The sequence below is a fragment of the Streptomyces luteogriseus genome (assembly GCF_014205055.1).
GTDB lineage: Bacteria > Actinomycetota > Actinomycetes > Streptomycetales > Streptomycetaceae > Streptomyces > Streptomyces luteogriseus.
Genome location: NZ_JACHMS010000001.1, coordinates 6,373,834 through 6,399,386 on the forward strand (window position 1 = coordinate 6,373,834; position 25,553 = coordinate 6,399,386).

Sequence of the window (25,553 nt, forward strand, 5' to 3'; positions counted from 1 at the left end):
CGCACGCGCACTACTTGGCGTAGATCGCCTCGACCTCGTGCGCGTAGTCCTTCGCCACCACGTTCCGCTTCAGCTTCAGCGAGGGGGTCAGGTGGCCCGACTCCTCCGTGAACTGGGAGGACAGAATGCGGAACTTCCGCACCGATTCCGCCTTCGACACCGCGGCGTTGCCGTCGTCGATCGCCGCCTGGATCGCGGCCAGCAGGTCCGGGTCCTCGCTCAGCGACGCCGCGGTGGCACCCGCCGGCTTGCCGTGCTCCGCGCACCAACGGCCCAGGAACTCCTCGTCGATGGTGACCAGCGCGCCCACGAACGGCCGCCCGTCGCCCACCACCATGCACTCCGCGACCAGGGCGTGCGCCCGGATGCGGTCCTCGATCACGGCCGGGGCGACGTTCTTGCCGCCCGCGGTGACGATGATCTCCTTCTTGCGGCCGGTGATCCTGAGGTAGCCGTCCTCGTCCAGGGTGCCGATGTCACCGGTGTGGAACCAGCCGTCGGCCAGCGCCTCCGCGGTCGCGCCGGGGTTGTTCCAGTACTCCTTGAACAGGTGCTCGCCGTGCAGCAGCACCTCGCCGTCGTCGGCGATCCGCACCACCGAGCCGGGCAGCGGCTGGCCGACCGTGCCGATCTTCTGCCGGTCCCAGGGGTTGAACGCGGTGGCCGCGCAGGACTCGGTCAGGCCGTAGCCCTCCAGGACCGTGAAGCCGATGCCGCGGAAGAAGTGCCCGAGGCGCTCGCCGAGCGGGGCGCCGCCGGAGATGGCGTACTCGCCCCGGCCGCCGAGGACCGCGCGGAGTTTGCTGAAGACGAGCTTGTCGAACGTCTTGTGCTTGATCCGCAGGCCGAGCGACGGGCCCGAGGGGGTGTCCAGCGCCTTGCTGTAGGCGATCGCGGTGTCGGCGGCCTTGTCGAAGATCTTGCCCTTGCCGTCGGCCTGCGCCTTGGCGCGTGCCGAGTTGTAGACCTTCTCGAAGACGCGCGGAACCCCGAGGATCAGCGTCGGGCGGAACGAGGCCAGCTCGTCGGTGAGGTTCTTGATGTCGGGGACGCAGCCGAGCTTGATCGGCGCCATCATGGGCGCGATCTGCACCAGCCGGCCGAAGACGTGCGCGAGCGGCAGGAAGAGCAGCACCGAGCACTCGCCCGTGCGGAACAGCGGACGCAGCCGCTCCACGATGTTGCCGCACTCCGCGAAGAAGCTGCGGTGGGTGAGCACGCAGCCCTTGGGACGGCCGGTGGTGCCCGAGGTGTAGACGATGGTCGCCGGGTCGTCGGCCTTGGCGAACGAACCGCGCTCCTCGACCGTCTCGTCCGTGACGTCCTGGCCGAGCCGGCCCAGCTCGTCGAGGCCGCCGCCCTCGATCTGCCACACATGCTTCAGCGCCGGCAGCCGGTCGCGCACCGACTCGATCGCGGCCGAGTGGGCGTCCGACTCCACGACACAGGCGGTCGCGCCCGAGTCGCCGAGGATCCACTGCACCTGCTCCGGCGAACTGGTCTCGTACACCGGCACGGTCACCGCGCCCGCGCTCCAGATCGCGAAGTCCAGCAGCGTCCACTCGTAGCGGGTGCGCGACATCAGGCCCACCCGGTCGCCCGGCTGGACCCCGGCGGCGATCAGCCCCTTCGCGGCCGTGTGCACCTCGGCGAGGAACGCGGTGGCCGTGACGTCCTGCCAGCTGCCGCCGATCTTGCGGGCGATGACGGCGACGTCCGGGTGCTGCGCGGCGTTTCTGCGGACGATGTCGGTCAGGTTTCCGTCCGCAGGGACCTCGTACAAAGCCGGAAGGCTGAACTCGCGCAAGACTGCTGCTCCTCATAGGGCGCCGGCGCCACGACGGTGTGTGCTGCGACGGTGCGGTCCAAGGCTCGGGGAGGTACTCAGGCATTCACTTGTTGAAATGCAGAGCACGACTGGACGGCCCGGACGTTACCCGCCGGTATGGCTTCTCCGACAGGGGGTCCCGTCGAGATGTTCGCTGCGTCACACAGTTGGGTATTCCTTCGCGCACAGTAGTCCACGCACTAACTGACTGGCCAGTAACCGCAGGTAGGGCCGCCACTGTTCACGTCTGCCACACACGCTTACGCTTGATCGTCATGGCACCCACACCAGCCCGAAACCACCGGACGCGCGTACACGTGGTCAGCGACGTGCACGGCAACGCCCGCGATCTGGCCAGGGCCGGTGAGGGCGCGGATGCCCTGATATGCCTGGGCGACCTCGTCCTGTTCCTCGACTACGCCGACCACTCCCGCGGCATCTTCCCCGACCTGTTCGGCGTCGAGAACGCCGACCGCATCGTCGCGCTGCGCACCGCCCGCCGTTTCGAGGAGGCCCGGGAGTTCGGCGCCCGGCTGTGGGCAGGCGTCGGCGAGGACCGCGCCTCGGTGATCGAGGAGGCGGTGCGCAAGCAGTACGCCGAACTGTTCGCCGCGTTCCCCACTCCTACGTACGCCACCTACGGCAACGTCGACATGCCGCCCCTGTGGCGGGAGTACGCGGGCCCCGGCACGACCGTCCTCGACGGCGAGCGCGTCGAGATCGGCGGCCTGGTCTTCGGCTTCGTCGGCGGCGGCCTGCGCACACCGATGCGGACGCCGTACGAGATCAGCGACGAGGAGTACGCGGCGAAGATCGAGGCCGTGGGCGAGGTCGACGTCCTCTGCACCCACATCCCGCCCGAGGTCCCCGAACTGGTCTACGACACCGTCGCCCGCCGCTTCGAGCGCGGCAGCCGCGCTTTGCTGGACGCCATCCGCCGCACCCGGCCCCGCTACGCCCTCTACGGGCACGTCCACCAGCCCCTGGTGAAGAGGATGCGGATCGGCGCGACCGAGTGCGTGAACGTGGGGCACTTCGCGTCGACCGGAACGCCCTGGGCGCTGGAGTGGTGAGGACGCCCCAGGTCGGGTGAGATCCGCGGGTCCGGTGCGCGGTAGCCTTCACGCTGCACGCACCTGCGCACGACCTCATACCGGCCCGCATCTGGAGGAGCCACGGCGATGGCGGAACACACCAGCTCGAGCATCACCATCGAGGCGGCCCCGGCCGACGTCATGGCGGTCATCTCCGATTTCGCCCGCTACCCGGACTGGACCGGCGAGGTGAAGGAGGCCGAGGTCCTCAAGACCGACGCCCAGGGCCGCGCCGAGCAGGTCCGCCTCGTCATGGACGCGGGCGCGATCAAGGACGACCAGATCCTCGGTTACACCTGGACCGGCGAGAACGAGGTGTCCTGGACGCTCGTGAAGTCCCAGATGCTCCGGTCCCTCGACGGCTCCTACCTCCTCAAGCCGGCCGGGGCGGGCGGCACGGAGGTCACGTACGTCCTGACCGTCGACGTGAAGATCCCCATGCTCGGCATGATCAAGCGCAAGGCCGAGAAGGTCATCATCGACCGGGCGCTGGCCGGGCTGAAGAAGAGGGTCGAAGCGGGCAAGTAGCCCTGGCCGCGCAGCCACCCGGCGGCAGCGCCGGGGGCTCCGGCGACTCCCGGTACCGTTCAACCCCATGCGCACCATCCTGATCACCGGCCCCGGCGGCAGCGGTCGTACCACCCTCGCGGCCGCGACCGCCCTGGCCGCGGCGGCCGAGGGCACCCGCACCCTCGTCCTCGGCACGGACCGCACGGACAGTCTCGGTGCCGCCCTGGGGGTGACGACCGGCCCGGCCCCGGTCCAGGCCGCCCCGCACCTCACCGCCTGGCGCCCCGACGCCGCCCAGGACTTCCGCAGGGACCTCGTCGCCCTCCAGGACCGCGCCTCCTCCGCCCTGGACCTGCTCGGCGCCTCCCGCCTCGACCCCGACGAACTCACCCCCCTGCCCGGCGCCGAGGAACTCGCCCTGCTGCGCGCCCTGCGGGACGCCGCGCTGTCCGAGAAGTACGACACCCTCGTCGTCGACCTCCCCCCGGCCCCGCAGGCCCTCGCCCTGCTCGCCCTGCCCGAGGAACTCCGCCGCTATCTGCGCCGTCTCCTCCCGCCCGAACGGCAGGCCGCCCGCGCCCTGCGCCCCGTCCTCGGCCGCCTCGCCGGCGTCCCCATGCCCGCCGAGTGGCTCTACGAGACGGCGGCCCGCTGGGACCTGGAACTGGCCGCCGTCGAAGCCGTCGTCGCCGACCGCGGCACCGTCGTACGGCTGGTCGCCGAGCCCGGCCCGGCCGGTTCCGACGCGCTGCGCACCGCACGCCTCGGCCTCGCCCTGCGCGGTCTGGCCACCGACGTCGTGGTCGCCAACCGCGTCCTGCCCGAGGCGTCCCCGGACACCTGGCTCGCCGGCCCGGTCGCCCAGCAGCGCAAGACGCTGGAGGAGTGGCGAGAGGCGTACGACGTCCACACCGTCGCCCACCTCGGGCACGACCCGCGCGGCATCGACGACCTCACCGCCCTCGCCGTGCCCGGCACCGCACCGACCGCCCCCGCCGCCGACTGGCCGGTGACCGACCGGCTCGGCGAGGACGGCGTGCTCATCTGGCAGATCCCGCTGCCCGGCGCCATACGCGAGGAACTGGACCTCGTCCGGCGCGGCGACGAACTCGTCGTCACGGCGGGGCGGTTCCGCCGGGTCGTCCCGCTGCCCTCCGTGCTGCGCCGCTGCACCGTCGACGGAGCCGCACTGCGCGACGGCGAGCTGCGGATCCGCTTCGCGCCCGACCCCGGACTGTGGCCGCAGGACCGGTGAGGCAGCGGGGCGCAACCGGGCGAAAACGGCCGGCCCCGGCCCGTGAACCCGGTACGCCCGTTCGGGTAACGTCGTAGGGACGAACCGTAGTCAGGAGTCCGTCATGAGCGAAGAGCTCCCCCCGTCCGACGCCGCCCGCGAAGAGGCCGCGGACGAGGTGCGGGCGGGCGACGCCGACGCCTGGGCGACCGCGTGCGCCGAGGACCTCCAGGCGGAGAAGGCCCGCCGCCGCGCCGAGCACGGCCCGCCCCCGGGCTCCGCCGCCGAGGAACTGAGGAAGCTCGTCGACGCCGTCGCCGAGAAACTGTCCGGTGTCCAGTCCCCGCTGCTCGGCGCGGTCGCGGGGCCCGCCGCCCAGCAGGTCGTACGACAGGTCGTCCAGCAGGCCAAGGACGCCGTCGAACCCGTCATCGAGCGCAATCCGGACGTCTTCGACCACCTGGCGGCGGCCGGGAACGAACTGCTCGCGGCCTACCGCTCCGCCGTCCAGGCCCAGGAGCGGCGCTGGACCGGCCGCGACGACCAAGAGGACCCCCGTGACCAGGGCGAACGCCGGGACGGTGGCGACGACACCGGCCCCGGGGAGCGCATCGACCTGGACTGAGTCCCCGGCCCCGGCCGAGCGGTGACCCCGGTGGGGCCGCCCGGGGTGTTCACCGTGCGGACGACCGCGAACCCGAGGGCAGGGGCTCGGGTACCGTTGGCCGTAGCGGGGCTCGACCGAAACTGAGGGATTCATGGGACTCACCATCGGCGTCGACATCGGCGGCACGAAGATCGCGGCCGGCGTGGTCGATGAGGAAGGCAACATCCTCTCGACCCACAAGGTGCCGACCCCGGGCACGGCTGAGGGCATCGTGGACGCCATCGCCTCGGCGGTGGACGGCGCACGCGTCGGTCACGACATCGTCGGCGTGGGCATCGGTGCCGCCGGTTACGTGAACCGGCAGCGTTCCGAGGTCTACTTCGCACCCAACATCCACTGGCGCAACGAGCCGCTCAAGGAAAAGGTCGAGGCGCGCGTGGGCCTCCCGGTGGTCGTGGAGAACGACGCGAACGCCGCGGCGTGGGGCGAGTACAAGTTCGGTGCCGGCAAGGGCCATCGCAACGTCATCTGCATCACGCTGGGCACCGGCCTCGGCGGCGGCATCATCATCGGCAACAAGCTGCGCCGCGGGCACTTCGGCGTGGCCGCCGAGTTCGGCCACATCCGCATGGTGCCGGACGGCCTGCTCTGCGGCTGCGGTTCACAGGGCTGCTGGGAGCAGTACGCGTCGGGCCGGGCGCTGGTGAGGTACGCCAAGCAGCGCGCCAACGCCACCCCCGAGAACGCCGAGACCCTGCTCGGCCTCGGCAACGGCACGCCCGAGGGCATCGAGGGCAAGCACATCTCCATGGCCGCCCGCCAGGGCGACCGGGTGGCCGTCGACTCCTACCGCGAACTGGCCCGCTGGGTCGGCGCGGGCCTCGCCGACCTGGCCTCCCTCTTCGACCCGTCCGCCTTCATCGTCGGCGGCGGCCTCTCCGACGAGGGCGAACTGGTCCTCGGCCCCATTCGCAAGTCCTACAAGCGCTGGCTGGTCGGCGGCAACTGGCGCCCGGTGGCCGAGGTCCGCGCGGCGGAACTGGGCAACAAGGCCGGCCTGGTGGGCGCGGCGGACCTGGCGAGGGAACCCGACCCGATCATGTGACGCCCTGCTTTGTCGATTTTGGGGGCGCGAGGAACTGCGCGACGAGCCACGAACGGCCGGCACGCGCGCACGTACCTCGCGCCCCGAGCCATGAGGCGTAAATTGATCACATGCCGCTGCTCCCCAACTCCCGTACGGAACCCGACGGTTCCGCGGTCATCAGGGTCCTCAGCTACAACATCCGCTCCATGCGCGACGACACCGACGCCCTGGCTCGCGTCATCAAGGCCTGCGAGCCGGACCTCGTCCTCGTCCAGGAAGCCCCCCGCTTCTTCCGCTGGCGCAAGAAACTCGCCCGCCTGGCCCTCGCCTCCGACCTCGTGATCGTCACCGGCGGTGCCACCACCACGGGACCGGCCATCCTCAGCTCGCTCCGGGCGGGCGTCGAACGCACGGAGGACATCCTCCTGCCCCCCACCCCCGGCCTGCACCGCCGCGGCTTCGCCACCGCGGTCCTGCGGTTCGCCGGCGCCCGCCTCGGCGTGCTCAGCTGCCACCTGTCCCTCCAGAAGGACGAGCGCTACGAGCAGTCCGGCATGCTCCTGGACCAGCTCGCCGGCCTGGGCGTGGAGCACGCGATCGCCGGGGGCGACCTCAACGAACGTCCCGAGGGCCCGGCCTTCCGCCGACTGGCCGGCCGGCTGACCGACTGCCGTGCCGCGGCCCCCTGGGGCGGCGAGCACACCTGGACGCCCGCCGACCCCTACCAGCGCATCGACGCGATCTTCGCGACCGACGGCATCGAGGTGCTGGGCTGCGGCGTGCCGACCGGGCAGCCGGGGGTGTCCGACGCAGACCTGAGGGCGGCCACGGACCACCTTCCGGTCCTGGCCGCCCTCAGAGTCCCGGCGTCCCCAGAGGCCTCCTGACGGATCTCCGCAGCGTCGCGACGCCCGGCACGCTCGCTCGCACGCACCGAACGCCGCTCCTTCTCCTGCGGAGATCCGCCAGAAGGCCCCTAGACGACCGCACCCCGCCCGGGGTCGTCGTCCTCCTCGTCGTCCGTCCGCATGCGCATCACCAGCGTCGCGAAGCCGCCGAGGAACCCGCCGATCCCCAGCGTGGTCAGCCACCAGGTCATGTCCCAGCCGAGCAGCACGGCCAGCAGGAGCAGCACCGGACCGCCGAGCACGCCGAGCCAGGCGAACTTCGAGGTCGGGTCGGCGGTGGGCAGCGGGGGCGGCTCCGGGGGCACGAAGTGGCCCTCGTCGTCCTCGTCGAAGTCGTCCTCGGCTGGCTCGGGCGTGGAGTAGTCACGCGGGCCGACGCCGGGCGCGAAGGAGACCGAGCCGCCCAGGGGCTTCACAGGACCGTCCCCGGGCGCCTCGGCTTCCCGCGGCTCGGCGGGCTTGACGGCGTCCCCGGACTTCACGGCCGTATCGCCCCGGCCGCCGTCGGCCCCGGCCTCGTTGGGCCCGGTCGCCGGCAGGGCCAGGTCCTCGATCGACTTGAACGGCTTGGCGCCCGGCGGGTCCGGCGGCTCCTCCCCGTACCCGGCGACGATCGCCGCCCAGGCGGCCTCCTCGTCGAAGGGGACGCCCTTCTCGTCCGGCTCCCGGCCCTCGCGGTCGGAGTCGTGCTCAGCCACCTGCGGTCGTCCCTTCCTTGCCGAGCCCGGGCTCCTTGCCGAGGCCGGACGCGATGCGGCCGATGAACGCGAGGCTCTCCTCGTGGATCCGGTCCGCGTCATGGTCCAACGTGGCGACGTGGTAGCTCTGTTCCAGGATGACCTCTTTCACGTCCGTCGACGAGATGCGGCTGAGGATCCGGGCGGAGTCGACGGGCGGCACCACGTGGTCCTGCGGGCTGCGCATCAGCAGTACCGGCTGGGTGACCTGCGGCAGCTCGCGGTCGGTGGCCTGGAAGAACCGGCGCAGCGAATGCGCCGCGTGCAGGGGGACCCGGTCGTAACCGAGCTCCCGGCCGTCCGGCCTGGCGATGTCGCTGGCGATGCCCTTCGTCGCGGGGACGAGGTGCCGCACCACGGGCAGGGCGTGCGCGGCCAGGCCGTGCACCTTGTTCGCGGGGTTGACGACCATGACACCGCGGACGGCGTCGCCGTGCTTCGCGGCCAGCCTCAGGGCCAGCGCGCCGCCCATGGACAGGCCGGCGACGAAGACCGTCTCGCGGCGCTCGCACAGCAGGCGCAGCTCACGGTCCACCTCCGCGTACCAGTCCTGCCAGCCCGTGATCCGCAGGTCCTCCCAGCGCGTGCCGTGCCCGGGCAGCAGCGGGAGGGAGACGGTCATGCCGTGCTCGGCTAGGTGCTCCGCCCAGGGGCGCAGCGACTGCGGTGATCCGGTGAAGCCGTGGCAGAGGAGGACGGCGACCTCTCCGCCCTCGTGGTGAAACGGCTCGGCTCCGGCTAGGACCGGCACCTTCGGCCTCCTGGTCGTGAGAAGGGACTGGCACGATCACGGAATGTCACGGAACGTCATGGAACGTCAGGAAAGGGGTCGCACGGCGTTCGCGGGACCTTCACCGTACGCGACCGCACTGACACCGACCAGGGCCGTCGGCGCCTTTGACGGCGCTCCGGGTTAAGGTCTGACCGACACATACAGGAGGCACTCGGTTGTTGTACGGCGCGATGAAGGTCACCATCGGGGGGCCGCTGAAGCTCGCCTTCAGGCCCTGGGTGGAGGGCCTGGAGAACGTACCCGCCGAGGGCGCTGCGATCCTGGCGAGCAATCACCTGTCGTTCTCCGACTCCTTCTTCCTGCCCGCCGTGCTCGACCGCAAGGTCACCTTCATCGCGAAGGCCGAGTACTTCACCACGCCCGGCGTGAAGGGCCGGATGACGGCCGCCTTCTTCAAGGGGGTCGGGCAGCTTCCCGTGGACCGCTCCGGTGCGCGCGGCGCGGGTGAGGCAGCCATCAAGAGCGGCATAGAGGTGCTGGAGCGCGGTGAGCTGTTCGGGATCTACCCGGAGGGCACGCGCTCGCCCGACGGGCGGCTCTACCGGGGCAAGCCGGGCGGCCTCGCACGCGTGGCGCTCGCGACCGGTGCGCCCGTCCTCCCCGTCGCCATGATCGACACGGAGAAGATCCAGCCGCCCGGGAAGGTCATGCCGAAGCTGATGCGGCCGGGCATCCGGATCGGCAGACCCCTGGACTTCAGCCGCTACCAGGGCATGGAGCACGACCGGTTCGTGCTGCGCGCGGTGACCGACGAGGTCATGTACGAGATCATGAAGCTCTCCGGCCAGGAGTACGTGGACATGTACGCGACGGCCATGAAGCGGCAGCTCTCGGAAGCGGCGAAGGCGGAGAAGGAAGCCGAGAAGGCGGCGAAGGCCGCTCTCGCGCGGGCGGAGAAGGAACAAGCAGAGAAGGAAAAGGCCGAGAGGGAGAAGGCCGAGAGGGAACAGCAGACGGAGCGGCGGCGGACCGAGCCCTAGCCGGGGCTCCGCAGGGGGGAGGGGGACATGGCCAAGCGCGAGCGTGTCATGAGGATGTCGGTCGAGCAGCCGCTGTGGCGTGCCCTCACCGCCTACCGGGTGCTCACGATGCTGTACGCGGTCGGCCTGTTCGCCACCGCCTACGGCGAGTTCGTCCGCCCCTGGATCGCCGTCGCCTACTACGCCGTGCTGTGCGGGTGGACCCTGGCCACCCTGCCCCGGGTCGCGAACGCCGCCCGCTGCACCAAGCGGTTCCTCGCCGCCGACCTCACCATCGCCGTCGCCGGCATCCTCCTCACGACCGTCGCCGACGCGCACGAGCGGGTCCAGGCGGGCGGCCCGACCCTGCCGTCGATATGGACCGCCGGTTCCGTCCTGGCCTTCGCCATCAAGGGCGGCTGGCGCTGGGCGGCCCTCGCCTCCTCCCTCGTGGCCGTCGCCAACCTGGTCGAGCGCGGCAGCCCTGCCCGCGACACCGTCCACAACGTCATCCTGGTCTGCATCGCCTCCGTCGCCATCGGCTACGTCGTCGAGGTCGCCCGCGCCTCCGAGCGCACCCTCGCCCGCGCCCTGGAGATCGAGGCCGCGACGCGCGAGCGGGAGCGCCTCGCCCGGGACATCCACGACAGCGTGCTCCAGGTGCTGGCGATGGTGCAGCGCCGCGGGGCCGTGATCGGGGGAGAGGCGGCCGAGCTGGGCCGGATGGCCGGTGAGCAGGAGGTCGCGCTGCGCACCCTGGTCTCCGGCGGCCTCGTCCCCGTGTCGCGGGTCTCGGAGGACGCCGCCGACGGCGCCCTCGTCCGGGCCGTCGACGAGGAGCCCGAGCCCGGCGGCCCCGTCGACCTGCGCGCCCTGCTCGCGCCCTACGCCGGAGCCATGGTCAGCCTCGCCGAGCCCGGCGCGCCCGTGCCGCTGGCCCCGGCCGCCGCCCGGGAGGTGGCCGCCGCCGTCGGAGCGGCCCTGGACAACGTCCGCCGGCACGCCGGTGCGGACGCGCGCGCGTGGATCCTGGTCGAGGACGAGCCTGACGAGGTGATCGTCACCGTCCGGGACGACGGACCCGGCATCCCCGAGGGGCGGCTGGACCAGGCCGAGGGCGAGGGGCGGCTCGGCGTCGCCCTGTCGATCCGCGGCCGGCTGCGGGACCTGGGCGGCAGCGCGGAACTGATCTCGGTGCCCGGCCAGGGCACGGAGGTCGAGCTGAAGGTACCGAAGGACGTGGCGGACACACGGGGGAAGGCGGAGCAGCGATGACGGAGACCAGCGCAGACCGGCAGGGCCCGATCAGGGTCATGGTCGTCGACGACCACCCCATGTGGCGCGACGCCGTAGCCCGGGACCTGGCCGAGTCGGGCTTCGAGGTGGTCGCCACCGCCGGCGACGGCGACCAGGCCGTACGCCGCGCCAAGGCCGCAGCGCCCGACGTCCTCGTGCTCGACCTGAACCTGCCTGCCAAGCCCGGCGTCCAGGTCTGCAAGGAGGTCGTCGCCGCGAACCCCGCCCTGCGCGTCCTCGTGCTGTCCGCGAGCGGTGAGCACGCCGACGTCCTGGAGGCCGTGAAGTCCGGAGCGACCGGCTATCTGCTCAAGTCCGCCTCCACCGGGGAACTCCAGGACGCGGTCCGCCGCACGGCCGTCGGCGACCCGGTCTTCACCCCCGGCCTCGCCGGACTGGTCCTCGGGGAGTACCGCCGCCTGGCCTCCGAACCGGGCCCCGCTCCCGACACCGGCGAACCCGACGCGCCCCGGCTCACCGACCGTGAGACCGAGGTGCTGCGCCTGGTCGCCAAGGGCCTGAGCTACAAGCAGATCGCCGAACGCCTGGTCATCTCCCACCGCACGGTGCAGAACCACGTCCAGAACACCCTCGGCAAGCTCCAGCTGCACAACCGGGTCGAACTCGTCAGGTACGCGATAGAGCGCGGCCTCGACGACGAGTGAGGCGCACGTCACACTGACCCTTCGTCAGGTACCTGCGGCGAAGGGACTGTTCCATGCGCGTCGGAGTACTGACCGGAGGCGGCGACTGCCCCGGCCTCAACGCCGTCATCCGGGCCGTCGTCCGCAAGGGCGTGCAGGAGTACGGCTATGACTTCACCGGCTTCCGGGACGGCTGGCGAGGAGTCATGGAAGGCGACACCGTCCGGCTCGACATCCCCGCCGTGCGCGGCATCCTGCCCCGCGGCGGCACGATCCTCGGCTCCTCGCGGACCAACCCGCTGAAGGCGGAGAACGGCATCCGCCGGATCAAGGAGACCCTGGCCGGGCTGGAGGTGGAGGCGCTCATCGCCATCGGCGGCGAGGACACCCTGGGCGTGGCCGCCCGGCTGTCCGACGAGCACGGTGTGCCCTGCGTGGGCGTACCCAAGACGATCGACAACGACCTGTCCGCCACCGACTACACCTTCGGCTTCGACACCGCCGTCGGCATCGCCACCGAGGCCATCGACCGGCTGCACACCACCGCCGAGTCCCACATGCGGGTCCTGGTCGTCGAGGTGATGGGCCGGCACGCCGGCTGGATCGCCCTCCACTCGGGCCTGGCCGGCGGTGCCAACGTCATCCTCATCCCCGAGCAGCGCTTCGACGTCGAGCAGGTGTGCAACTGGGTGACCTCCCGTTTTCGGGCGTCGTACGCGCCGATCGTCGTCGTCGCCGAGGGGGCCGTGCCGAAGGACGGCGACGTGGTCCTCAAGGACCAGTCGCTGGACTCCTTCGGGCACGTCCGGCTGTCCGGGGTCGGGGAGTGGCTGGCCAAGGAGATCGAGAAGCGCACGGGCAAGGAGGCCCGCACGACGGTCCTCGGGCACGTCCAGCGCGGCGGCACCCCCAGCGCCTTCGACCGCTGGCTCGCCACCCGTTTCGGGCTGCACGCCATCGACTGCGTCCGCGACCGCGACTTCGGCCGGATGGTCGCCCTGCGCGGCACGGACATCGTCCGCGTCCCCATCGCTGACGCCACGGCCCGCCTGAAGACGGTGGACCCGGCGCTGTACGAGGAGGTCGGGGTGTTCTTCGGCTGACGGCCCGGGGCCGGTCGGGGCCGCTCGGCCCCGACCGGGCTGCGCATGACACCGGGCGGCCCCGACCGGCACCGCACTACACCGAGGGCGCGCCCGTTCCCCGCAGCTGCCCCACCAGCTCGCGCACGACCGCCGCGCCGTTCAGCGTCAGCACCGACTCGGGGTGGAACTGCACCCCGGCGAACCCGGGCGCCCGCAGCGCGTGCACCTCACCCTCGGCCGAGCGGGAGACCTCGACACCGCGAGCCGTCAGCCCGGCCGCCGTCTCGTCGTCGCAGCGCGCCACGAAACTGTTGTAGAAGCCCACGACCTCGCGCCGCCCGAACAGCTTGATCTCCGTCTGCGCCCCCTGGTACGGCACGTCCTTGCGCACGATGTCCAGCCCCAGCTCGGCCGCGATCAGCTCATGCCCGAGGCAGACACCCAGCACGCCCTGCCGCTCCCCCCTGATCACCTCGGCGGTGAGGCCGCGCAGGAAGCGCATCTTGGGATCGGCGAGGTCGGACGGATCACCCGGGCCGGGCCCGAGTACGACGAGTCCCGCGTGCGCGAGCACCGCCTCCCGCAGTCCCGGCTCGTCGTACCGCCGCACCGTCACCTCCAGGCCGCCGGAGCGCAGCACGTGCGCGAGCATCGCCGTGAAGGTGTCCTCGCCGTCGACGACCAGGGCGTGCCCGGCCGGTTCCGCCGCGCGCTCCTGCATACGCAGCCAGAACGGCGCGAGCGAGGCCCGGCGTCCGTCCAGCGCGGCCCGGACCCGGGGGTCGTCGGCCAGCTGCGGCCGTACGGCCTCGGCACGCGGCCGGGACGGACGTACGCCCAGCGCGGCCAGCACCCCCGCCGCCTTGGCGTGGGTCTCGGCCACCTCGCTCGCCGGGTCCGAGCCGCGCACGAGGGTCGCGCCGACCGGCACCCGCAGATGCCCGTCGGCGGAGATGTCGGCGGTGCGGATCAGGATGGGGGAGTCGAGGGTCTGGGCCCCGCCCGGGTCCCGGCCGATCAGGGCCAGTGCCCCGGCGTAGTACCCGCGCCCCCCGCTCTCGTGTCGCTCGATCACCCGGCAGGCGTTCTGCACCGGCGAGCCGGTGACGGTCGCCGCGAACATCGTCTCCTTGAGCACGTCCCGCACGTCAAGCGTCGACTTGCCGCGCAGCTCGTACTCCGTATGGGCGAGGTGCGCCATCTCCTTCAGCCGGGGTCCGATCACGACCCCGCCCATGTCGCCGACGGTGCACATCATCTTGAGCTCCTCGTCGACGACCATCGACAGCTCCTCGATCTCCTTGCCGTCGGCGAGGAAGCCGAGCAGGTGCTCGGGGGTGGGCCCCTCGGCGGGGTAGCGGTAGGTGCCGCTGATCGGGTTCATGACGACCGTGCCGCCGGACATCCGCACATGCACCTCGGGGCTGGCCCCGACCAGCGTGCGGTCCCCGGTGTGCACGACGAACGTCCAGTAAGCGCCCCGCTCGCCCTCCAGCAGCCGCCGGAACAGCGCCAGCGCGTCGGCCCGCCCGAATCCGGGGATCTCGCCCTCGTACGTCCGCCGGATCACGAAGTTCGCGCCCTCGCCCCGCCCGATCTCCTCACGCAGCACGCGTCCGACGATGTCGCCGTACTCCTCGTCTGCGACATCGAAACCGCCGCCCTCGACACGCACGTCGTGCGCCGGGAGCTGCTCCAGTGCTTCGGCCAGCGGAACGCCGTACGACTCCTCGGGCGTGAGGGCCAGCAGGGGGGTGCCGTCGTCGCGGACATCGAAGCCGCGCTCGCGGATCTGCCGGAAGGGCACCAGCGCGAGACACCGGTCGGGGAGGCCGGCGAGGCGGTCGTGCGGGGCGACCGGGCCGACCAGGACCTCGACCAGTTCCTGGTCGTGGCCCGGGGTGCGGCGGCGCAGCAGGGCGAACGGGCGGGGATCGTCCAGCAAGCCGAGCAGGTTCATGGTCCGTACTCCATCTCGGTGAGAGAGGAACGGACCCCGGGAAACGCCGAAGGCCGCCCCTCGGGCGGCCTTCGCGAAGTCGTGAGTACGCGCAGTCAGCGGGCCGCCGGATGAGCGGTCCACCACCAGGTCTGGATCGAATGCGCGAACATGCGACGCACCCTACCCCACGTCCGAGGGGCGTACGGGGTGTCTCAATTGCTGGGCATGGGTCTGGACGTCCGACACGACCCCGTAGTGTTGAGGTCGTGACCGTGAACGCTAAGACCAGCGCGAGTGCTGGCAACACCTGGCGAGACCTGCCCGCGGCGCAGCAGCCCGAGTACCCCGACACCGAGGCTCTGCGCGCAGTCGTTGCGGAGCTCGAGTCGTATCCGCCGCTCGTCTTCGCGGGCGAGTGCGACCAGCTGCGCGCCCGGTTGGCGTCCGTCGCCAAGGGAGAGGCGTTCCTCCTCCAGGGTGGCGACTGCGCCGAGGCCTTCGACGCGGTGTCCGCCGACCACATCCGCAACAAGCTGAAGACGCTGCTGCAGATGGGCGCCGTGCTCACGTACGCCGCGTCCGTGCCGGTCGTGAAGGTCGGCCGGATCGCCGGTCAGTACTCCAAGCCGCGCTCCAAGCCGACCGAGACCCGCGACGGCGTGACGCTGCCGACGTACCGCGGCGACTCCGTCAACGGCTTCGACTTCACCGAGGCCGCGCGTATCCCGGACCCCGAGCGGCTGAAGCGGATGTACCACGCGTCCGCCTCCACGCTGAACCTGGTGCGCGCCTTCACCACCGGCGGTTACGCCGACCTGCGCCAGGTGCACGCCTGGAACCAGGACTTCGTGAAGTCCTCCCCGTCGGGTCAGCGCTACGAGCAGCTGGCGCGCGAGATCGACAACGCGCTGAACTTCATGCACGCCTGCGGGACCGACCCGGAGGAGTTCAAGACGGTCGAGTTCTACGCCTCGCACGAGGCGCTCCTGCTCGACTACGAGTCCGCGCTGACCAGGGTCGACTCGCGCACCGGGCAGCTGTACGACGTCTCCGGGCACATGGTGTGGATCGGTGAGCGCACCCGGCAGCTGGACCACGCGCACATCGAGTTCGCCTCGAAGATCCGCAACCCGGTCGGCATCAAGCTGGGCCCGACGACGACGGCCGAGGACGCGCTCCAGTACATCGACCGTCTCGACCCGGACCGCGAGCCGGGCCGGCTGACCTTCATCGTCCGTATGGGCGCCGACAAGGTCCGCGACAAGCTCCCGGAGCTGGTCGAGAAGGTCACCGCCTCCGGTGCCACGGTCGCCTGGATCACCGACCCGATGCACGGCAACACCTACGAGGCGGCCTCCGGGCACAAGACCCGCCGCTTCGACGACGTGCTCGACGAGGTCAAGGGCTTCTTCGAGGTCCACAAGGCCCTCGGCACCCACCCGGGCGGCATCCACGTGGAGCTCACCGGCGACGACGTCACCGAGTGCGTGGGCGGCGGCGACGAGATCTTCGTCGACGATCTGCACCAGCGCTACGAGACGGCCTGCGACCCGCGCCTCAACCGCAGCCAGTCGCTCGACCTGGCGTTCCTCGTGGCCGAGATGTACCGGGACCAGTGACGTACAGGGACCGGTGACGGGTCCGCCTGTCACCGGGCATGGACTGGGGCGCGGATCACACGATCCGCGCCCCTCTCCACTTTTCCGCTCCCGACCCGACGGGTAAGGTTAGGTTAGCCTCACCGATCAACGGGGCGGCATATCCGGGAACGACCCGTCGGGAGGTGAACCGCGTGTACGTCTGCAGTTGCTTCGGGATCACCGAGCAGCAGGTCAAGCAGCATGCGGACGGCGGCGCCTGCACCCCCCGCCAGATAGCCTCCGCCTGCAAGGCGGGCACGGACTGCGGGTCCTGTGTACGCCGTATCCAGGCGATCCTGGGCAGGGGAGCCTGCCCTCGCCGCGACCTGGCCGACCAGGGCCGGCCGGTGCTCACGAACCTCGAAGACGCCGCCTGATCCCGGTCAGCTCGGCTGCTCGATCTGCTGCGCGATGTACAGCGCCTCGCCGAGCTTGTCGATCAGCTCCAGCTGCGTGTCCAGATAGTCGATGTGGTGCTCCTCGTCCTCGAGGATCGACTCGAAGAGGTTCGCGGACGTGATGTCGCCCTTGCTGCGCATCACCTCGATGCCGCGCTTGAGCCGGTCGATCGCCTCGACCTCGACCTGCCGGTCCGCCTGGAACATCTCGGTGACCGTCTGGCCGACCCGTACGTGGAAGAGCCGCTGGTAGTTCGGCAGGCCGTCCAGCATGAGGATGCGTTCGGTGATCTTGTCCGCGTGCTTCATCTCATCGATGGACTCTTCACGCGTGTACTTGGCGAGCTTGGTCCAGCCGTTGTTGTCCTGGATCCGGTAGTGCAGCCAGTACTGGTTGATCGCCGTCAGCTCGCCGGTCAACTGCTCGTTGAGGAATTCGAGGACCTCGGGGTCGCCCTGCATCGCAGAGGCTCCTTCCACGCGGGGGACTGGCAGGTTGCGCCGCATGATTCCACTGGTGAAGAAGATCGTCCAGTAAGTCTCCACTTAGTAAGTAAGGGCATGCTTAGTTGACTTTGTCCCGTTTTCGAATGGGCCCGGTCAGGGGCATCACCCGGGGTCTGTCAGGATGGAGTCATGGGTCAGCCGCTGGAACACGAATCGGGAGAAGGGCGCGATCCAGCAGGAGCGACGCAACCCGACCTGCCCCCGGGACAGCGGTTGCAACGCGGCTGGCCGGTCACGCACTACGGCCCCGTCCCCAAGTTCCGGCCCGAGCGCTGGGAGTTCCGGGTCTTCGGCGCCACCGCGGACGGCGGCAAGCACTGCTGGACCCACGAGGAGTTCACAGCGCTGCCCCACACCACCGTCGTGGCCGATCTGCACTGCGTCACGAAGTTCAGCATGCTGGGCGCCGAGTGGGGCGGTATCCCCGCGCGCACACTCCTCGACCTCGCCCCGCCCGCGGACGACGTCACCCATGTGATGGTGTGGGCCGAGTACGGATTCAGCTCCAACCTCCGGCTGTCCGACTTCGCCGGCGAGCAGGTCCTCTTCGCCACCCACAAGGACGGCGAACTGCTCACCGCCGAGCACGGTTTCCCGCTGCGCCTGATCGTCCCCCACCTCTACGCCTGGAAGGGCCCCAAGTGGGTGCGCGGTGTGGAGTACATGACCGCCGACCGGCGTGGGTTCTGGGAGGAGCGGGGCTACCACAACATCGGCGACCCCTGGCAGGAGCAGCGCTACTCGTACCAGGAGTTGCCCGGGGACGGGCCCGACCTCTGACGGCCCGGCCGTCGCTGACGGGCTCGGGCGGGGCCGGACGGCTCAGCCGTCGCGCAGCTTCTTCAGCCGCTCCACGTCCGCCGCGTGCCCCTGCTTGCCGCCCGGAGTCTCGATGATCAGCGGCACGCCCTCGGTCGCGGGGTGTGTCATCAGGGCCCGGAACGGGTCCTCGCCGATGTGGCCGACGCCGATGTTCTCGTGCCGGTCCTTGTGGGCACCCACCACGTCCTTGGAGTCGTTGGCGTGGATCAGCTTCAGCCGGCCCTCGCCGACCGTGTCCACCAGCAGGTCCAGCGTCCGGTGCATACCGCTGGGGCCGGTCAGGTCGTGCCCGGCCGCGTAGATGTGGCAGGTGTCCAGGCACACGCCGAGCATCGGGTGGGCGTCCAGCGCCTCGAAATACGGGCCGAAGTCCCACGTCCGTGAGCACAGGGAGGCGCCCTGGCCGGCGGTCGACTCCAGCAGCAGGAACGGGTCGTCGTCGTGGGTCAGCTCGTCCAGCAGCGGAAGCAGGTGCTCCCGCACCTGCTTCAGCGCCACCGACCGCTCCCGCCCGCCGGTCGCGCTGCCGGTGTGCACGACCACGCCCAGCGCCCCGATCTCCCGCCCGCGCCGCAGCGAGTGCCGCAGCGACTCCACCGACCGCTCCACGGTCGCCTCGGTGTGCGAGCCGAAGTTGATCAGATAGGGAGCGTGCACATAGGCCGGGACCGACTCGGCCGCGCACGCCGCGCGGAACGCCTCGTCCTGCTTCGGGTTTCCGGTCGGCGTGGCCCAGCCGCGCGGATTGGCGACGAAGACCTGGACGGCCTCCGCCTTCAGATCACGGGCGTACGACAGGCCTACGGAATGGAGCCCACCGGCCACGGGGACGTGGCCGCCCACCGGGTTGCGGGAGGGGCCGGGCAGCTGACTGTTCACCCGTTCAGGGTGTCATGCGTCCGGCCCTGCCCCGTCCACGGGCTCCCGCCCGCAGCCGTCACCTGATCTTGATGGTGATCGTCGAGCCCTTGGGCGCGGTCCGGCCGCCCTCGACGGACTGGCTCTTGACCTCGTCGCCGAAGATGCCGAACAGCCCGCGGTCCTCGTCGACCTCGAACCCGGCGCCCTCCAGCGCCTGCCTGGCGTCGTCGACGCTGTCGCCGACCACGTCCGGAACCTCGATCATCTCGGGGCCCTTGGACAGCGTCAGCGTCACCGTGTCGCCCTCGGCCGCCCGGCCGCCGGACTTCGGCGTCTGCCTGACCACCTGGCCCTTGTCGTACTCGGAGGAGGTGACCCGCTCGGTGGCGATCTTCACCTTGAGGCCGGCCTCCGTCAGCTCGGACCGCGCGTCGGCCTCGTCCGAGCCGGTGACATCGGGGATGTCGATGGGGGCGCCCTTGCTGACGACCAGCGCGACAGCCGTGCCCGCGCGGACCTTCGTGCCGTCGGCCGGGCGCGCGGAGATCACCGAGCCGCGTGGCACGTCCTCGCTGAACTCCCGGGTGACCATGCCCGGATCCAGCCCGTCCTTCCTCAGCTGGTCCTGCGCCTCGCCCAGCTTCTGCCCGGCCAGAGCGGGCACGCGCACGGTCTCGGGGCCATCGGAGATGGTGAACGACACGGCGTCGTTGACGCGGATCCGGGCGCCCGGCTCCGGGTCGCTGCCGATGATCGTGCCGCGCTTGACGGTGTCGCTGTGGGCGTGGCTGACCTTGCCGACCTCCAGACCCGCGTCCTGCAACCGGTCCTCGGCCTCGTCCTGGGTCTTCGCCAGCAGCGGCGGGACCTTGGTGAACTGGCCGGAGTTGATGTACCAGACGCCGGCGCCGAGGCCGAGCGCGAGCAGGACCGCGACGACGATCGCCGCCGGACCGCGCCGGATTCCCGAGCGGCGCCGGGACGGTGGGGGCGGCGGCGGGGACGCGAAGCGGCTGGTGCGGTCGAGGGCGGGCCCGGAAGCGTGGTCGTCCCCGTCCGCCGGCAGCGGACGCGGCGTGGTCAGAGCACGCGGGATCACGGTCGTCCGGTCGTCGCCGTTGTCGTGGTCCACCGCGAGTGCCTGCGGCGGCACCGCGTCCAGCTGGTCCTCGTCCAGCCGGCCGCGTCCGTCACGGACCTGCGCGAGCAGCGCCACCGCGTCGTACGGGCGCAGGGCAGGGGTCCGGGCGGTCGCGGAGGCCACCATCTCGTCCAGCTCGTACGCCATACCGGGCACGGCGGCCGAGGGCGGGGGCACGTCCTCGTGCAGGTGCTTGTACAGGATCACGGCGGGGGAGTCCCCGTCGTGCGGCTTGTCGCCGGTCAGCATCTCGTAGAGCATCACGCCGCACGCGTACACGTCGACGCGGGGATCGGCGGTGCCGTCCTCTATCTGCTCCGGCGCGAGGTACGAGACCGTGCCGAGGACCGTGCCGGTGGTGTTCGTGACCGTGTCCACGGCCCGGACGAGCCCGAAGTCGGCGACCTTCACCCGGCCGTCATCCCCTATCAGGACGTTCTCGGGCTTCATGTCGCGGTGCACGAACCCGGCGCGGTGCGCGGCGCCCAGCGCGGCCAGCACCGGCTCCAGGATGTCCAGCGCGGCCCGCGGCTGCAGGGCCCCGCGCTCGCGCAGCACGTCACGCAGGGTGCAGCCCGCGACGTACTCCATCGCCAGGTACACGTACGAGCCGTCGTTGCCCTGGTCGAAGACCTGCACCACGTTCGGGTGGGCCAGCCGGGCCACGGACTTCGCCTCGCGGATGAACCGCTCCACGAACGAGGCGTCGACCGCGAGCGCGGGGTGCATCACCTTGAGCGCGAGGACCCGGTCGAGCCGGGTGTCCACGGCCCGGTAGACCGTGGCCATCCCGCCGACCGCGATCCGCGAATCGATGCGATACCGGCCGTCGAGCACCTGCCCGACCAAGGGGTCCTGAAGGGTCGTGTCCACGCAGGCGAGTGTACGAGCCGACACCGACAGCTCTCCCGCCCCGCCCGTTTTCGGGGCGGGACTGCAGCCGACCTGTGACGTGTGGACGAGCACCTACTGGAAAGCGGGCCGTTCCGGGTCCAGGGCGGCCCTTCCCTCCGTCGGAGACGACGCCTGCGCGAAATGCCGCCGCGGGATCCGCCCCGCCCGGTACGCCAGCCGCCCCGCCTCCACGGCATGCCGCATCGCGTCGGCCATCAGCACGGGCTCCTGCGCCCGCGTCACCGCCGAGGCGAGCATCACACCCGCACACCCCAGCTCCATCGCCAGCGCGGCGTCCGAGGCCGTACCCGCGCCCGCGTCCAGGATCACCGGCACGCGCGCGTGCTCCACGATCAGCTGGAAGTTGTGCGGGTTGCGGATCCCGAGACCGGAGCCGATCGGCGAGCCCAGCGGCATGATCGCCGCACAGCCCACGTCCTCCAGCTTCCGGGCCAGCACCGGATCGTCGTTGGTGTACGGCAGCACCGTGAACCCGTCGTCGACCAGGGTCTCGGCCGCCTCCAGCGTCTCGATCGGGTCCGGCAGCAGGGTGCGCTCGTCGGCGATGACCTCCAGCTTGACCAGGTCCGTGCCGAGGGCCTCGCGCGCGAGCCGGGCCGTGAGGACGGCCTCGCCGGCGGTGAAGCAGCCCGCCGTGTTGGGCAGCACCCGGATGCCCAGCTTGTCCAGGACGGACAGCACCGAGCCGTGCACGGAGGCGTTCACCCGGCGCATCGCGACCGTCGTCAGCTCCGTGCCGGACGCGACCAGCGACCGCTCCAGCACGTCGAGGCTGGGCGCCCCGCCCGTGCCCATGATCAGACGGGACGTGAACGACGTACCACCGAGGGAGAACGGATCGTCGGCCATGGTCAGCCTCCTTGGACGGCGGTGAGGACTTCCACGCGGTCTCCCTCGGACAGGGGCGTGGCGGGCCACTGCGTGCGCGGGACGACGGTTTCGTTGAGGGCGGCGGCCACGCCCGAGGGTGCGGCGGTGAGCGACCTCACGACGGCGTCGAGAGCCGTGCCGGGCCGGACGTCCCGGGGTTCCCCGTTGACGGAGATGTTCATGCGGGCTGCTCCGAGAGTGCGGTGGCGGGAGTGAAGCGCTTCGGCGTGAAGGGGCGGGCCTCCTCGGGGAGTTCGCCCGTCGCCAGGACGTGCGCCATGGCGTCGCCGGTCACGGGCGTGAGCAGGACGCCGTTGCGGTAGTGGCCGGTGGCCAGCAGCAGCCCCTCCAGACCGGTCGGGCCCAGCAGCGGCGCGTTGTCGGGGGAGCCGGGCCGCAGCCCGGCCCGGGTCTCGGTGAGCGGCAGCTCGGTGATGCCCGGGACCAGCTCGTGCGCGTCCCGCAGCAGCTCGTACACGCCGCCCGCGGTCACCGTGGTGTCCCAGCCCAGCTCCTCGCTGGTCGCCCCGACGACGAGCTCGCCGCTCGCGCGCGGCACCAGATAGACATGGCTGCCGCGCACCACCGCGCGCACGGTCCGGCTCAGGAACGGCCCGTGCCGCCGTGGCATGGTCAGCCGCAGGACCTGCCCCTTCACCGGCCGCACGGGAGGCAGCACGTCCTGCGGGACACCCGCGAGCCGCCCGCTGAGACTGCCCCCGGCGAGCACCACCTGCCCGGCGGCCGCCTCGGTCCCGTCGGCCAGGACGACACCCGTGGCCCGGTCCCGGACGACGGTCAGCCGCTCCGCCCACGTCCGGTGGAAGACCACGCCCGCCCGCTCGCAGGCGGCGACCAGCGCCCCGGCCAGCCGCCGTGGGTCGATCTGGTGATCACCGTCGACCCGCAGCCCGCCGCGCACGCCCGGCGCGAGCATCGGCTCCAGGCGCCGGCACTCGCGCCCCGACAGCCATTGCGACTCCAGGCCCGACTGCTGCTGCAGGGCGTGCAGTTCGCGCAGGTGGGCCCGGTCGTCGGCGTCCAGGGCCACGGCGAGTGTGCCGCAGCGGCGGTAGCCGAGGTCCTGGCCGGTCAGCTCGGTGAGCTCGGCGGCGAAGTCCGGGTAGCGGCGGGCCGAGGCGAGGTTCAGGCCGAGCAGGGTCTGCTCGCCGTAGTGCAGTTCCGTGACGGCGGCCAGCATGCCGGCCGCCACCTGTGCGGCTCCGCCGCCGGGCTCCGGGTCCACGACGGCGGTGACGAACCCGCGTTGCGCGGCCCGCCAGGCCGTGACCAGGCCGATGATCCCGCCCCCGATGACCAGGACGTCCGACGATGCGGACACGGATGTGGACGTAGGCGACATGGGCGTCCAGCCCCTCCCTTCGCCGGCATGACCCGGATCAGGTTCGTACGGTCGGAGGCCGCCAGCCTCCCTCTCAGCCCGGTGCGTCCGGGCTCCCGCGAGTGCTTTACGTTGGCCACCCTAGCCCGATGCCGTACGCCGCAGTAAGGGAGCCTCCGTCCATGGCCCGATCCCTCGACGGTCTCGTCCTCGCCCCGGTCACCGACCAGGCACCGGGTCAGGTGGGCACCCGCACCCGGTTCACCTACCACGAGCGGCAGGGCGAGATCTGGGCCGAGTACACGGGCGGCGACGTCGTACGCGGGCATCTCGTGGGTACCCGGGAGGGTGACCGCCTGGACTTCCGGTACGTCCAGCTCAAGCGGGACGGGACCACGTCCTCGGGGCACTGCGTCTCGACGGTCGTGGAGCTGCCCGACGGGCGGGTGCGGCTGGAGGAGACCTGGGAGTGGGAGTCCCAGCGGGGCGACGGCACGAGCGTTGTGGAGCAGGTCACGGCGCATGAGGACTGACTGACAATTCGTCAGGTGTCTATGGTGATCAGGTGAGCGAGCAGACGCAGGAACCAGGTTCGTCCGCGCCGCGGCGCGTCGTCGTGGCGGGCGCGGGCATGGCCGGGGTGCAGACCGCCGTCGCCCTGCGCGAGCTGGGCTTCACCGGCGACGTGATCCTGATCGGAGCCGAACCCCACCAGCCCTACGACCGGCCCCCGTTGTCCAAGGCCGTCCTGCTCGGCAAGTCCGAGGGCTCCGCCTTCGACGTCGACTTCGAAGCACTCGCCATCGAACTGCGGCTCGGCTGCGAGGTGCTGGGCCTGCGCCCGGCCGACCACGAGCTCGACACCGAGGACGGGCCCGTGCCCTACGACGTCCTGGTCGTCGCGACCGGCGCCGAACCGGTCCGGCTGCCGGGCGCGGAGGGCGTGCCCGGCGTGCATCTGCTGCGCACCCTGGACGACGCCGAGCGGCTGCGGCCCGTGCTCGCCCGGCGGCACGACATCGTGGCCGTCGGCGCGGGCTGGATCGGCGCCGAGTTCGCCACGGCCGCGCGCGAGGCGGGCTGCGCGGTGACGGTCGTCGAGGCCGCCGAACGGCCGCTCGCCGGGGCGCTGCCCGCCGAGGTCGCCGCCCCGATGGCCGGCTGGTACGCCGACGCGGGCGCGGTCCTGCGGACGCACGCGCGCGTGGAGCACGTCGAGCCCGGAGCCGTTCTCCTGGACGACGGATCGCGGCTGCCCGCGGACGCGGTGGTCGTCGGCATCGGCGCCCGCCCCGCGACGGCCTGGCTGGCCGATTCCGGGATCGAGCTGGGCACCCACGGCGAGATCGTGGCCGACGAGCATCTGCGCTCCACCGTGCCGGACGTGTACGCGGTCGGCGACTGCGCCTCCTTCCCTTCCGGGCGCTACGGCGAGCGTCTGCTGGTCCACCACTGGGACAACGCCCTCCAGGGGCCGCGCACGGTGGCCGTGAACATCGTCGGCCGCGCCGCGGGGGAGGCACCGGCGGTGTACGACCCGGTGCCGTACTTCTGGTCCGAGCAGTTCGGGCGGTTCGTCCAGTACGCCGGGCACCACGCGGCAGCGGACACGACCCTGTGGCGGGGCGACCCCTCCGGACCGGCCTGGACGGTGTGCTGGCTGCGCGGGGAACGGCTGGTCGCGCTGCTGGCGGTGGGCCGTCCCCGGGATCTGGCGCAGGGCCGCCGTCTGATCGAGTCGGGCGCCGCGATGAACCCGGTACTGCTGACGGATTCGGCCAGGCCCCTGAAGGCGGCCACGGCGTAGGCGCCGGGCCGTCGCGAGGCCGCCGGACGCAGCTGCCGGGCGGGGATGCGTCCGCCCGGCCGGACCGAGCCGACTTCCGACTGTCAGTGGGAGATGGCAGGCTGGTTTCCGTGACCGAGATTGACGCAAAGATCGATGCTCTCGTCCCCGCCTGGCTCACCCTCCCCGACATCGCCGAACAGTTCGGCGTCGAGGTGACGCGTGTGCGGCAGCTGGTCAAGGACGGCCAGCTCATCGCCGTACGCCGAGGTGAGAACCGCGCGCTGCACGTCCCTGCCGCCTTCATCGACGGGGACAAGGTCGTCAAGGGCCTGTCCGGGACCCTGACGCTCCTGCGGGACGACGGCTTCACGGACGAAGAGATGCTGGAGTGGCTCTTCACCCCGGACGACAGCCTGCCCGGCACCCCCGCGCAGGCGCTCAGCGAGAACCGCGGCACGGAGGTGAAGCGCCGCGCCCAGGCGCTCGCGGTCTGACCCGGCCGCGACGGGAGACAACCGTCCGGCGCCATGGGTGCGGGGGCCGG

27 protein-coding genes and 1 riboswitch are annotated in these 25,553 nt (G+C 71.7%); of the genes, 16 read left to right on the forward strand and 11 right to left on the reverse strand.

Annotation, left to right across the window (positions count from 1 at the left end):
- Positions 1–10: 10 nt before the first annotated feature.
- On the reverse strand, positions 11–1,807 hold the full coding sequence (locus BJ965_RS28350) for an AMP-dependent synthetase/ligase (RefSeq protein ID WP_184912320.1): 1,797 nt from the start codon (positions 1,805–1,807) through the stop codon (positions 11–13).
- A 296-nt stretch (positions 1,808–2,103) separates the two neighbouring features.
- Between BJ965_RS28350 and BJ965_RS28355 the strand changes: the two genes are divergently transcribed.
- The 6 genes from BJ965_RS28355 (at position 2,104) to BJ965_RS28380 (ending at position 7,247) form a co-directional block, all read left to right on the forward strand.
- A complete protein-coding gene (locus tag BJ965_RS28355; RefSeq protein WP_184912322.1) occupies positions 2,104–2,901 on the forward strand; it encodes a metallophosphoesterase family protein in 798 nt (265 codons plus the stop codon).
- Between the two features lie 108 nt (positions 2,902–3,009).
- A complete protein-coding gene (locus tag BJ965_RS28360) occupies positions 3,010–3,450 on the forward strand; it encodes an SRPBCC family protein (protein ID WP_184912324.1) in 441 nt (146 codons plus the stop codon).
- A gap of 67 nt (positions 3,451–3,517) precedes the next feature.
- Entirely contained in the window at positions 3,518–4,687 is a 1,170-nt protein-coding gene (locus tag BJ965_RS28365; RefSeq protein ID WP_184912326.1) for an ArsA family ATPase, read from the forward strand.
- Between the two features lie 103 nt (positions 4,688–4,790).
- Positions 4,791–5,291 carry a DUF5304 domain-containing protein gene (locus BJ965_RS28370; RefSeq protein ID WP_184912328.1) on the forward strand — a complete coding sequence of 167 codons (501 nt, stop codon included), beginning with the start codon at positions 4,791–4,793 and terminating at the stop codon, positions 5,289–5,291.
- Between the two features lie 133 nt (positions 5,292–5,424).
- Positions 5,425–6,378 (forward strand): ROK family glucokinase, encoded by a 954-nt coding sequence (locus tag BJ965_RS28375; RefSeq protein ID WP_184912330.1) that lies wholly within the window; start codon positions 5,425–5,427, stop codon positions 6,376–6,378.
- Between the two features lie 110 nt (positions 6,379–6,488).
- Entirely contained in the window at positions 6,489–7,247 is a 759-nt protein-coding gene (locus tag BJ965_RS28380; RefSeq protein ID WP_184912332.1) for an endonuclease/exonuclease/phosphatase family protein, read from the forward strand.
- 89 nt (positions 7,248–7,336) lie between these two features.
- On the opposite strand, the gene BJ965_RS28385 is transcribed toward BJ965_RS28380, so the two are convergent.
- Together BJ965_RS28385 and BJ965_RS28390 are read right to left on the reverse strand one after the other, a co-directional pair.
- Positions 7,337–7,966, reverse strand: a complete 630-nt coding sequence (locus tag BJ965_RS28385) for a hypothetical protein (RefSeq protein ID WP_184912335.1) — start codon at positions 7,964–7,966, stop codon at positions 7,337–7,339.
- The gene (locus tag BJ965_RS28390; protein ID WP_030848096.1) at positions 7,959–8,756 is read right to left on the reverse strand and encodes an alpha/beta hydrolase; all 798 of its coding nucleotides are present in this window, start codon (positions 8,754–8,756) and stop codon (positions 7,959–7,961) included. The genes BJ965_RS28385 and BJ965_RS28390 overlap by 8 nt, the downstream gene beginning before the upstream one ends.
- A gap of 212 nt (positions 8,757–8,968) precedes the next feature.
- Between BJ965_RS28390 and BJ965_RS28395 the strand changes: the two genes are divergently transcribed.
- From BJ965_RS28395 to BJ965_RS28410, 4 genes are read left to right on the forward strand one after another with little or no spacing between them, the layout of a single operon-like run.
- Positions 8,969–9,778: a lysophospholipid acyltransferase family protein gene (locus BJ965_RS28395; RefSeq protein ID WP_184917646.1), complete on the forward strand. Its 810-nt coding sequence runs from the start codon at positions 8,969–8,971 to the stop codon at positions 9,776–9,778.
- Positions 9,779–9,805: 27 nt separating this feature from the next.
- Positions 9,806–11,032 carry a MacS family sensor histidine kinase gene (macS, locus tag BJ965_RS28400; protein ID WP_184912337.1) on the forward strand — a complete coding sequence of 409 codons (1,227 nt, stop codon included), beginning with the start codon at positions 9,806–9,808 and terminating at the stop codon, positions 11,030–11,032.
- A complete protein-coding gene (locus BJ965_RS28405; RefSeq protein ID WP_030848106.1) occupies positions 11,029–11,718 on the forward strand; it encodes a response regulator in 690 nt (229 codons plus the stop codon). The genes macS and BJ965_RS28405 overlap by 4 nt, the downstream gene beginning before the upstream one ends.
- 53 nt (positions 11,719–11,771) lie before the next feature.
- Positions 11,772–12,800 (forward strand): 6-phosphofructokinase, encoded by a 1,029-nt coding sequence (locus tag BJ965_RS28410; protein WP_184912339.1) that lies wholly within the window; start codon positions 11,772–11,774, stop codon positions 12,798–12,800.
- Between the two features lie 76 nt (positions 12,801–12,876).
- Here the strand turns inward: BJ965_RS28410 and BJ965_RS28415 are convergent, their stop codons facing one another.
- Positions 12,877–14,742 (reverse strand): anthranilate synthase family protein, encoded by a 1,866-nt coding sequence (locus tag BJ965_RS28415; RefSeq protein ID WP_184912341.1) that lies wholly within the window; start codon positions 14,740–14,742, stop codon positions 12,877–12,879.
- A gap of 95 nt (positions 14,743–14,837) precedes the next feature.
- The gene (locus tag BJ965_RS40515) at positions 14,838–14,894 is read right to left on the reverse strand and encodes a trp operon leader peptide (RefSeq protein WP_078602827.1); all 57 of its coding nucleotides are present in this window, start codon (positions 14,892–14,894) and stop codon (positions 14,838–14,840) included.
- Between the two features lie 96 nt (positions 14,895–14,990).
- On the opposite strand from BJ965_RS40515, the gene BJ965_RS28425 reads away from it, so the two are divergent.
- Both BJ965_RS28425 and BJ965_RS28430 read left to right on the forward strand, forming a co-directional pair.
- Positions 14,991–16,343, forward strand: a complete 1,353-nt coding sequence (locus tag BJ965_RS28425) for a class II 3-deoxy-7-phosphoheptulonate synthase (protein ID WP_184912343.1) — start codon at positions 14,991–14,993, stop codon at positions 16,341–16,343.
- A 164-nt stretch (positions 16,344–16,507) separates the two neighbouring features.
- Positions 16,508–16,741 (forward strand): (2Fe-2S)-binding protein, encoded by a 234-nt coding sequence (locus BJ965_RS28430; protein ID WP_030848121.1) that lies wholly within the window; start codon positions 16,508–16,510, stop codon positions 16,739–16,741.
- A gap of 6 nt (positions 16,742–16,747) precedes the next feature.
- Here the strand turns inward: BJ965_RS28430 and bfr are convergent, their stop codons facing one another.
- Positions 16,748–17,224: a bacterioferritin gene (gene bfr, locus BJ965_RS28435; RefSeq protein ID WP_030848124.1), complete on the reverse strand. Its 477-nt coding sequence runs from the start codon at positions 17,222–17,224 to the stop codon at positions 16,748–16,750.
- A gap of 174 nt (positions 17,225–17,398) precedes the next feature.
- Between bfr and BJ965_RS28440 the strand changes: the two genes are divergently transcribed.
- Complete coding sequence (locus tag BJ965_RS28440) at positions 17,399–18,049, forward strand: sulfite oxidase-like oxidoreductase (RefSeq protein ID WP_030848127.1); 651 nt, start codon at positions 17,399–17,401, stop codon at positions 18,047–18,049.
- Positions 18,050–18,091: 42 nt separating this feature from the next.
- Here the strand turns inward: BJ965_RS28440 and BJ965_RS28445 are convergent, their stop codons facing one another.
- The 5 genes from BJ965_RS28445 to thiO form a co-directional block, all read right to left on the reverse strand.
- Complete coding sequence (locus BJ965_RS28445; protein WP_184912345.1) at positions 18,092–18,970, reverse strand: deoxyribonuclease IV; 879 nt, start codon at positions 18,968–18,970, stop codon at positions 18,092–18,094.
- 58 nt (positions 18,971–19,028) lie between these two features.
- The gene (pknB, locus tag BJ965_RS28450) at positions 19,029–20,966 is read right to left on the reverse strand and encodes a Stk1 family PASTA domain-containing Ser/Thr kinase (protein ID WP_184912348.1); all 1,938 of its coding nucleotides are present in this window, start codon (positions 20,964–20,966) and stop codon (positions 19,029–19,031) included.
- Between the two features lie 93 nt (positions 20,967–21,059).
- A complete protein-coding gene (locus BJ965_RS28455; RefSeq protein ID WP_184912350.1) occupies positions 21,060–21,857 on the reverse strand; it encodes a thiazole synthase in 798 nt (265 codons plus the stop codon).
- A 2-nt stretch (positions 21,858–21,859) separates the two neighbouring features.
- On the reverse strand, positions 21,860–22,060 hold the full coding sequence (gene thiS, locus BJ965_RS28460; RefSeq protein ID WP_184912352.1) for a sulfur carrier protein ThiS: 201 nt from the start codon (positions 22,058–22,060) through the stop codon (positions 21,860–21,862).
- Positions 22,057–23,241 (reverse strand): glycine oxidase ThiO, encoded by a 1,185-nt coding sequence (thiO, locus tag BJ965_RS28465; protein ID WP_184912354.1) that lies wholly within the window; start codon positions 23,239–23,241, stop codon positions 22,057–22,059. Before thiO ends, thiS begins: the two co-directional genes overlap by 4 nt.
- A riboswitch (TPP riboswitch) is annotated at positions 23,239–23,350 on the reverse strand. (Overlaps the previous gene by 3 nt.)
- Positions 23,351–23,402: 52 nt before the next feature.
- Here thiO and BJ965_RS28470 point away from each other — a divergent pair.
- The 3 genes from BJ965_RS28470 (at position 23,403) to BJ965_RS28480 (ending at position 25,503) form a co-directional block, all read left to right on the forward strand.
- Positions 23,403–23,753 (forward strand): hypothetical protein, encoded by a 351-nt coding sequence (locus BJ965_RS28470; protein ID WP_184912356.1) that lies wholly within the window; start codon positions 23,403–23,405, stop codon positions 23,751–23,753.
- A gap of 32 nt (positions 23,754–23,785) precedes the next feature.
- Positions 23,786–25,027: an NAD(P)/FAD-dependent oxidoreductase gene (locus tag BJ965_RS28475; protein WP_184912358.1), complete on the forward strand. Its 1,242-nt coding sequence runs from the start codon at positions 23,786–23,788 to the stop codon at positions 25,025–25,027.
- 110 nt (positions 25,028–25,137) lie between these two features.
- Positions 25,138–25,503 (forward strand): Rv2175c family DNA-binding protein, encoded by a 366-nt coding sequence (locus BJ965_RS28480; protein WP_030848153.1) that lies wholly within the window; start codon positions 25,138–25,140, stop codon positions 25,501–25,503.
- Positions 25,504–25,553: the final 50 nt, after the last annotated feature.